This is a genomic window from Halobellus inordinatus, assembly GCF_024464655.1.
In the GTDB taxonomy this organism is placed as follows: Archaea; Halobacteriota; Halobacteria; order Halobacteriales; family Haloferacaceae; genus Haloquadratum; species Haloquadratum inordinatus.
The window spans coordinates 1-9215 of record NZ_JANHAV010000018.1 but is presented as its reverse complement, the minus strand read 5'-3'; the positions used below and the strand labels follow the sequence as shown (position 1 = coordinate 9215).

The following is a 9215-nucleotide window of genomic DNA, read 5'->3' as shown; positions in this document are numbered from 1 at the left end:
CCGCTCGGGTTGAACGCCGAGCGCGTCTCGCCGGGGACCGTATTCGCGTTCATCACGATCCCGGCCTCTTCGAGCGCCGATTCGACGTCCTTCCCGGACGTGTCGGGATGGGACGGCCGGAGGTCGACCAACACGAGGTGGTTGTCAGTGCCGCCAGAGACGAGGCTGAGTCCGTTCGCTTGCAACTGGTCGGCGAGCGCTTTGGCGTTTGCGACCGTCTGTTCGGCGTAGGCGTCGAACTCCTCGGAGAGCGCTTCTTTGAACCCGACGGCCTTGCCCGCGATGTTGTGCATCAGGGGGCCGCCCTGGGCGCCGGGGAAGACCGCGTTGTCGATCGCGTCGGCGTGTTCCTCGTCGCACATAATGATCCCGCCGCGGCCCGCGCGGATCGTCTTGTGCGTCGAGCCAGTCACGAAGTCCGCGACACCGACCGGCGACTCGTGGACGCCCGCTGCCACGAGGCCCGTGATGTGTGCGATGTCCGCGAGATGGTACGCGTCGGTGTCGTCTGCGACTTCCTGCACGCGCTCGAAGTCGACCTCGCGGGGGTACGCGGAGTACCCCGAAACGATGATGTCGGGATCGAACTCCTCGGCGATATCGGCGAGACCCTCGTAGTCGACGTAGCCCGTCTCGGCGTCGACCTCGTACTGTTCGACCTCGTAGGTCTGCCCCGCGAAGTTCGCCGGGTGACCGTGCGAGAGGTGCCCGCCGTGTGTGAGGTCAAGCGAGAGGATCTTATCGCCCGGTTCCAACATCGCGAGGTACACGCCTATGTTCGCCTGCGACCCCGAATGCGGTTGGACGTTGACGTGCTCTGCGCCCCACAGCTCTTTCGCCCGTTCGATCGCCAGGTTCTCGACCTCGTCGGCGTACTCACAGCCCGCGTAGTACCGCTCGCCCGGGTATCCCTCGGCGTACTTGTTCGTGAGCGCACTCCCCTGCGCTTCGAGGACCGCCTCACTCGCGTGGTTCTCGCTCGCGATCATCGCTAACGTCTCGTTCTGTCTCGTGCGCTCGCCTTCGAGCGCCTCGGCGACGGCCGGATCGGCCGCCGCGACAGTCTCGTACGTCATACGATATCGTCTGCGTCCTACCCGCGGATAACTCTGTCTTCTGACACAATATGATAGGAAAGCGATAGGCTGTGTCGACATAGGGCGCCATCGGACGAAGTGGGATCGTTCGTTCACGTCAGGGTCGCAGAGGAGTCCAGTCAGGTCCCACACCGAGTAGTCGTCATCGCTCCGGCGACCCCGCGGGGAGCGTCCTCCGTACCCCACCGTTTCCGAAGTAAGCAGCGGTTCCAACGCCCCTACGTTGCGGTTAGGAGATATCGGAGAGCACCGGACATCGTGGGCTGTCCCGGGGAGCCTCGTACCGAGGACGCTGGAACGAGAGCGCTACTGGAGTCGACCGCGACGCCACTTCTCGAGGTCGGGCGTCTGATTGAACGTGTAGATGTGGACGCCGCGGAACTTGTACTCCTCGTCACCGACGTACGGCGCGAGGCCGTCGATCAGTTCGTCGGGCTTGTAGACCCCGCGGGAGCCGACGAGCTGTTTGACGAAGCCCACGATGCCGGTCGTCTTCCGGAGGAACTTCACCGAGTCGCCGACGCCGACCTTCCGTGAAATCTGCAGGAGTCGCTGATAGTTCATCACGCCCGGGATCCCCACTTCGATGGGGAGGTCAATACCGCGGGCCCGGATGTCCTCGGTCCACTCCAAGATTGCCTCGGGATCGTAACACAACTGTGTCACGATGTACGTCGCGTACGGCGCTTTCTTCTCCATCGCCTCTGCAAGAGTCTCTTCGGAGAGGAAGTCGTGACCCTCCGGATAGCCCGTGATGCCGACCTCCTCGAAGTCGTAGGGGAGTTCATCGAGCGCGACCAACAGTTCGTAGGCGGACTCGAATTCCCCGGGTTCTTCTTTGTCACCACCGGGAACGAAGATGTCGGTGATCCCCGCCTCAGTGAGTCGGCGCGCGATCTCTTCGAGTTGCTCGCGGTCCTCGACGTAGCGGGCGGCCACGTGCGGCACGACCTCGTAGCCCGCCGCGGCGGCCTCCTCGGAACGCTCGACCGTGCGCTCGATGCCCAACTGCGGCGACGTCGTGATCGCCACGCTCGCGCCGTTGGGTAGTTCTTCGATCTCGTCGTCGAAGCTGTCGAACGGCATCAGCTCGAATCGAGCCTCGCTCAACAGGTACTGCACTCCGTCCTCGGTGCCGCGCTGCGCTCCCAGAGACATACTTACTGTTTGATAGGGAGGAACGTACTTTTGTCTGTGGGTGACACTCATAGCCCATTTATAAGCGGCCGGCTACGGTAGGTTGCACGTCTTCACCCACTCGATCGCACGACAGCGTGCGGTCGGCTGTGCAATCAGTCGCAACCCGCGAGGATACTCACGCGGCGTCGGGCGTGCACTGTCGGATCCGTGCGGCCACGTCATCGAAGGAGACGCGTCGTTCGGGGTCGTCCGAAACGCGCCGGAGCACCAGGTCGAGAACGTTGAGCTGGCGGAGCAGTTGGCGCGTGCGGCCGTGTTCGAGGCCGAGTTCGCGCTGGACTTCGTGAACTGTCCGAGCGTCGACGACGGCGTCGACGACGTCGTGCAGGGTGAGTTCCTCGGGGAGGCCGATACCATCGGCGACGAGCTGGTCGTCCGGGAGCGACTCCGCCTCGGCGTCGCTCTGGGACCCGTCGCTCACGGACGGCCCGGCGTCGGGCGGAGCGCCCGAACCGTCGTCAGAGCCTAGGCCGGAAGGCGAGGCCTCCGCAGTCGATGCGGACGCGTCGGCAGTGTCGTCGTCGGGCGCCGAGTCGCCGGACGGTTCGGCGTCCAGCGTCGCGCCGGAGTGCGACGCCGTCGACGAGGAACGGTTCGACCCCGTCGTCTCGTAGGACGTCGGCGAGTGGACCTCGGCTTCGATCATATACCGGCGGACGGTCTCGGCGGAGACGTCCATCTCGATGCGCTCGCTCATCTCCGCGAACGTCTCGCAGACGTCGTAGAGACAACGCAGATACTCGACGTCCTCGTACGGCGGGACCGAGTCGTCACGGGCGGCCGACAGCGCCGACGCAGCGTCGTCTGCGGCGTCAGGCCCGTCATCACTCGCGGCAGCGTCGCGTTCTTCTTCCCTCACGGTGGCGGTCTGTTCCTCGTTCGTCGGGAGAGCGGAATCGACGGCCGCAGAATCGGTCGCGGCCGCGGTCGTCTGTTCGGTTTCGCCCGACGGGCGGTCGGATCCCGCCGCGAGAGGTGTCTCGGAGTTCGGCCCGCTCGCGGCTGCTGCGGGCACGCCGCCGAAGACCGTCGTCGCGCGGTCTGCCGTCGTGGCGCGGTCGGTCGTCGTTCGATCCGAGCGCCCCTCCGACAGCGACCTCCCGGCCGCCCCCGACGCATCTGCCGTACGCGATGAATCGGCAGTCTCGGCCGTCGTCACGGCCGTATTTGCGGTCGATGCGTGGGCAGTGGTAGATCGTTCGTCCGTCGCGGCTGTGTGCTCGGAGGCGGCGTCGGTCACGTCCGATCCGATCGCGACGTCGAGCGTGACCAGTACCGCGCCGTCGTCGAGACGAGCGTCGGTCGGACGAGTAGAGACGGTCAAATCGTCGGCGCAGCCGTCCGTCAACTGGTCGCCAGAGGAGTCCGAGAGCGCCGTCAGATCGAAGGAAACGCAGAGACCGTCGCCGTCCGTCGAGGCCGAGATGGGTTCGAGCGACGAGCTTCCCGACGCGCCACAGAGCGGTACCGAAACGTCGACTGTGGCGCGCAGTGTCTCGTCCTCGTCTCCCCCCGCGGCCGCTTCGGCCCGGCGAACGGATCGGCCCTCAGAGCCGAGCTGTTCGATCACACACGAGAGGGCGTCAAACGAGAAGTGGGGCTGCATCGCCATATCACTGATAGCATCCAACACATTGTGATTGGTTAACGGTGTGTGCGGAATGCTGAGGGCATTCAAATATCAGGACTGAGTCGCGATGCTCGCGATGCGCTCGCCCGCGACGACGACCCCGCCGCGCGCCACAGAGTAGATGACGCCGGAGGCACTCGCGGTGACCGTAGCCAGCCGTTCGAACGACGACGGATCGAAGACGGCACCGAGTTCTTCACCGGCGTCGACCACGTCGCCGACCCCGAGATCCGCCCGGAGTTCGAAGAGGCCAGAGTCGTCGGCGACGACTCGCGGGGCGTCGTCGCGGAGGCGGCGCTGTTCGGCGGCCGGTTCGGCGGCGTCGTCCACGACATCGAGTTCGCAGAGGACGTTCCAGACGCCGTCGACGCCCGCCTGGACGGCCGGCCGCCGGACCGTCCGACTGTTCGATAGCTCCGCGGTGATCGCCGGCACGCCGGCCCGCGCCGCGGCGAGTCGGAACTTCCCAGTGAAGTCGTCGTCTTCGTCGATCGGATCGTCGTCGGCGAGGAGGGACTCGGTGCCGAACGCTTCCGCGAGTGTCTCGGCCATCGGGTCCGACTGCCGGAATCGGACGTGTTCGAGCATCTCGGGCGTCCCGGTGTGGAGGTCGATCGCGACGTCGGCGGCCTCGACGAGCGGCCAGACGCCCGCGACCAGCCGTTCTTGAAAACTGCCGTCGGCGTCGCCGGGCCAGATGCGGTTGAAGTTCGAGTTCAGCGCGTCGTACGCCTCGGGCGTCAGATACGAGCGATGATCGAAGGCGATCGGGTTGACGACCGGAACGGCGACGACCGATCCCGCAAAATCGGCGTCGACGAGGTGGCTATGCAGGCGACGGAGCGCCGCGGGGCCGTTGAGTTCGATGCCGTGCTGGGCCGCCTGGACGAAGACCGTCGGGCCGTCGCCGCCGCTGTAGCGGTGAACGGTCACGGAGATGTCGCGGCCGGAGGGGAAGTGACCGAGACGCCGGTCGGTCGTCGTGTGTGTCACGGGCTCGTAGTCCATACGCGGTGGCCACGTCGCCGGGACAAAAATCCCGGGTTCGGCGCAGGTCGGCGGCGGGGGAAACAGTGCGTTGGGCCGCGGGCGAGAAATCGGCAGATCGGGCGGGGGCGAGAAATAGACGGGCTGGCCCGCGGCCGACACGAACGAGCCGTACGTTTATCCCAGCCCTGGGCGACCGTTCGGATATGCATCTGGAGACCGAGACGTGGACCGACGTAGCGGACGCCGAGACGGATCTGGCGCTGCTCCCCGTCGGCAGCACCGAACAGCACGGACCACACGCGCCGCTCGGTACCGACACCCTCGACGCCGAGGCCGTCGCCGACGCGGCCGCCGAGCAGTACGACGATCCGGTCGTCGTCGCGCCCGCGATCCCGGTCGGAATCGCCGAGGAACACCGCGAGTTTTCCGGGACGCTCTGGACGACGGAGTCGACGTTCCGATCGTACGTCCGCGACGTCGTCGGAAGCCTCGCGTCCCACGGCTGGGACCGCGTCGTCGTCGTCAACGGCCACGGTGGGAATATCGCGGCCCTCCGAGAGGTCACGACCCGGATCGTCCGCCACGACGATGCGTACGCCGTCCCGTTCACGTGGTTCGATGAAGTCGACGAGCACACCTCCGAGATGGGCCACGCCGGGCCGCTCGAAACCTCGCTGCTCCGGCACGCGAACCCCGAGACCGTCCACGAGGATCGCCTCGAAGAGGCCGCAGACGGTAGCAGCGACCGCTGGGGAGACTGGCAGGGCCGCGTCAACCTCGCGGTCGACTCTCACGAGTTCACCGAGAACGGCGTCGTCGGCGATCCCCGCGAGTCGAGCGCGGACCTCGGCGAGGAACTGCTGGACCTGTCGGCGGCAGCGCTCTGTAAACTCCTCGACGCCGTCCGCGAACGCGACCCGCAGGCCCGGATCGACGGGTAGAGCATAACGTGTAATATCCGAGTCGTGTTGAGCCAGGACCGCTCGGACGAACGACGTGTCGAGAGCGGAAATCGACGCGGGCGACACCTATATGTGCGGCACACAGTCACCTCCGGACGAGAATGGATTCGACAGACAGCGTGCCGAATCAGGCTGGGACAGTCATCGTCGGAGCCGGAATCGTCGGCTGCAACCTCGCGTACCAGCTGACGGCGCTCGGCCGGGACGACATCGTCGTCGTCGATCAGGGACCGATGCCGACCACCGGCGGGTCCTCGACGCACGCGCCCGGGATTATGTTCCAGACGGCCGAACCGAAGGAGCTCTCGCAGTTCGCCGACTACAGCCGCCGCGTCTACTCTGATCTCGAAGGCGCGGACGGCCAGCAGGCGTACAACGAAGTCGGCGGCATCGAGGTCGCCCGCACCGAAGAGCGGATGAAGTTCCTCCAGCGCCGCGTCGAGCACGCGAAGGCGTGGGGGATCGACGATCCGCAGTTGCTCTCACCCGAGGAGGTCACAGAGCACCTCCCGCTCGTGAACGAAGACGAGATCCTCGGCGGCTACTACTCCCCGACCGACGGACAGGTGTCGGGCGTCGTCGCCTGTGACGCGCTCGCCCGGGAGGCGATGGACCGCGGCGCGCAGTTCGTCCCCCACACGCGGACGGAGGACGTCGAGACAGCGGGCGGCGAGGTGCAGGCCGTCGTCACCGAGAACGGGACGATCGAGTGCGATGAGGTCGTCGTCGCGACCAACATCTGGGCGCGACAGCTCGGCGAGAAGCTCGGCGTCCACCTCCCAGTCGCGCCGGTCGAACACCAGTACACGGTGACCGAGTCGCTTGAGGAACTCGCAGACAGCGCGGTCGACATCACCGACCACCCGCTGTTCGAGAACTACGAGAACGTCTCCGGCGAGAAGGCGAAACGGCTCCTCGTGGGGCCGGATCGGCCGATCCTGCGCGATCAGGACAACGCGATGTACTTCCGGAACCACGGCGACGCCTACGGGATCGGCTCGTACAACCACGAGTCGATCGTTCCGGACCCGCAGGAACTCGGCGGTAACGACCCCGACGGCGAGCAGGGCTCAGTACACGAGTTTACCGACTACCATATGAACAACGCGACGCACCCGGACCGCCCGGACAAAGCGCCGCGGCAGGCCAGCGACGAACTCCTCCCCGCCACCGAGGGCAAAGAACTGGAGTTCAAATACAACGGGATGTTCTCGGAGTCGCCGAACGGGCTCCCGATTCTCGGTCCCGTCGAGAAGTACGACGGGCTCTGGAGCGCGACGGCGATCTGGGTCACGCACGCCGGTGGCGCGGCCAAGGCACTCGCAGAGTGGATGGAGAACGGCGTGCCCCGACTCGACGGCGAGCCGATGGATCTGGCACACTGCGACGTCAACCGCTTCGACGAGCACGAGGGCAGTTGGGACTTCACCCGCGACATCGGCGGCGAGGAGTACCGCATCGTCTACAACATAATGCACCCCAAATGGGTGTGGACCGAGCACCAACGGGACATCCGGCGGACGCCGATGTATCACTCCCACAAGGAGCGCGACGCCGAGCTGTGGGCCGAAGCCGGCTGGGAGGAGCCACAGTGGTTCGACTCGAACGCCGATCTGCTGGCGGAGTACGGCGAGCAGATCCCCGAGCGCGACGAGTGGACCGGCAAGTACTGGTCACCGATCGAGGGTGCAGAAGCCCTGAACGTCCGCGAGAACGTCGGTCTCCACGATATGACCTCCTTCAACAAGATGGAGGTCGTCGGCGAGGACGCCGGCGAGTTCGTTCAGTACCTCTGTACGAACGATATGGACATCGACGTCGGCGACGTGAAGTACACGCTGATGTGCAACGAGGCGGGCGGCGTCCGCGCCGACATCACAGTCACTCGGACCGACGAGGACCGTTATCTCCTCTTGACGACCGGCCGTGAGGTCGGAAACAACCACGTCGCGTGGGTCCGCGAGCAGTCGCCCGAGAGCGTCGTCGTCAACGACGTCACCTCCAGTTACGCGGCGATGGTCTGTACCGGGCCGAACGCCCGGAAGGTGCTCTCGAAGGTCACAGACGTCGACCTCTCCGACGACGCCTTCCCGTTCTTCACGAGCCAGGAGTTCTTCGTGAAGAACGTGCCCGTGACGGCGCTGCGCGTCTCCTACGCCGGCGAACTCGGCTGGGAGTTCTACACGCCCTCGGAGTACGGCGAACGGCTCTGGGAGATCCTGCTCGATGCGGGCGAAGAGTACGGGATTCGACCGTACGGCAACGGTGCGCTCGACGCGCTCCGCATCGAGAAGGGCTTCCGCCTGTGGGGTCACGACCTGCACACCGAACACAACCCCTACGAGGCCGGTCTCGGTTGGGCCGTCGACCTCGACACCGACTTCATCGGGAAGGAGGCCGTCGCTGCAGCCGCCGAAGGCGAGAACATCGACCACGAGGTGGCCTGCCTGACGCTCGACGACGAGGACGAGACGATCCTGCCGCATCGCCCCGTGTTCGCGCCCGGTGAGGACGAGACGCTCGGGTACGTCCACAGCGCCGAGTACGGCTACGCCGTCGGCGCGTGCGTCGCCTATACGTACCTCCCGCCGGAGTACGCCGAACCCGGAACAGACGTTGAGATTCTCTACGAGGGCGACCGCTACGAGGCGACGGTCCGCGAGGAACCGCTACTGTAAGGCGACACACCGCGGCGCTTTCGAATCAGGTCGGCCGCGAGCGTCTTCGACCGGGCGTCTCCGTCCAGTCGCGCTCGAACTACCGCTGTAATCGCGGAATCGACAGCGTGATTCGGTTTCCCTCGGTGGGAGAGCGTTCGACGGTAATGTGTCCGTCGGAGAGTTCGACGGCCCAGTGAACCGCCTCGGGGTCAAGCCCCGAGGCTTCTGTCTTCCCGCAGTTTAGTCTGACACTCCCACCGTCCTCGACGCCGCACCCCGAGATGGGTCACGGTCGTCTCGAACGGACGAGTGGGTTGCGGTCGGGGCGTCCACGGCCCCCGATGCCCGCCGTCGCACCTTCCGAACAACGGGAAGACTGTTGAGAGCAGGCACATTCCAGTCCTGATGCTTCTTGATGCCTTTCACGGCGATGTTGACGCTTGCACCTCGGTCGCTGTGGTCTTGATGGGAACACGACCGGCATTTGAACCGCTTCTTGTTCCGGTTCGCTCGCTCGGCGTGCCCGCACATCGGACACCGTTGACTCGTCTTGTACGGGTCAATCCATCCAGTCGGAATGCTCTCGAACGACGCCTTGTACGACGTGTAGTATTGGAGGGCGCGGAACGGGAGGTGGTGCAAGCGTCGATTCATCCGCGTACCGTAGTCGATGCTG

Annotated in this window: 7 protein-coding genes; 2 read left to right on the top strand and 5 right to left on the bottom strand. The window is 65.8% G+C overall.

Annotated features, from left to right (window positions below):
- The 4 genes from glyA to NO347_RS17075 form a co-directional block, all read right to left on the bottom strand.
- The coding region (glyA, locus tag NO347_RS17090) for a serine hydroxymethyltransferase (RefSeq protein ID WP_256290918.1) at positions 1-1076 on the bottom strand (1076 nt) is incomplete at its 3' end.
- A 327-nt stretch (positions 1077-1403) separates the two neighbouring features.
- Positions 1404-2255: a methylenetetrahydrofolate reductase gene (locus NO347_RS17085; protein ID WP_256290916.1), complete on the bottom strand. Its 852-nt coding sequence runs from the start codon at positions 2253-2255 to the stop codon at positions 1404-1406.
- Between the two features lie 157 nt (positions 2256-2412).
- Complete coding sequence (locus NO347_RS17080; protein WP_256290915.1) at positions 2413-3909, bottom strand: DUF8073 domain-containing protein; 1497 nt, start codon at positions 3907-3909, stop codon at positions 2413-2415.
- Positions 3910-3978: 69 nt separating this feature from the next.
- Entirely contained in the window at positions 3979-4935 is a 957-nt protein-coding gene (locus tag NO347_RS17075; protein ID WP_256290914.1) for a succinylglutamate desuccinylase/aspartoacylase family protein, read from the bottom strand.
- A gap of 185 nt (positions 4936-5120) precedes the next feature.
- Between NO347_RS17075 and NO347_RS17070 the strand changes: the two genes are divergently transcribed.
- Together NO347_RS17070 and NO347_RS17065 are read left to right on the top strand one after the other, a co-directional pair.
- Entirely contained in the window at positions 5121-5858 is a 738-nt protein-coding gene (locus tag NO347_RS17070) for a creatininase family protein (protein ID WP_256290912.1), read from the top strand.
- Positions 5859-5980: 122 nt separating this feature from the next.
- Positions 5981-8557, top strand: a complete 2577-nt coding sequence (locus NO347_RS17065) for a GcvT family protein (RefSeq protein WP_256290911.1) — start codon at positions 5981-5983, stop codon at positions 8555-8557.
- 222 nt (positions 8558-8779) lie between these two features.
- Here the strand turns inward: NO347_RS17065 and NO347_RS17060 are convergent.
- On the bottom strand, positions 8780-9215 hold a 436-nt coding region (locus NO347_RS17060; protein WP_256290910.1), incomplete at its 5' end, for a transposase.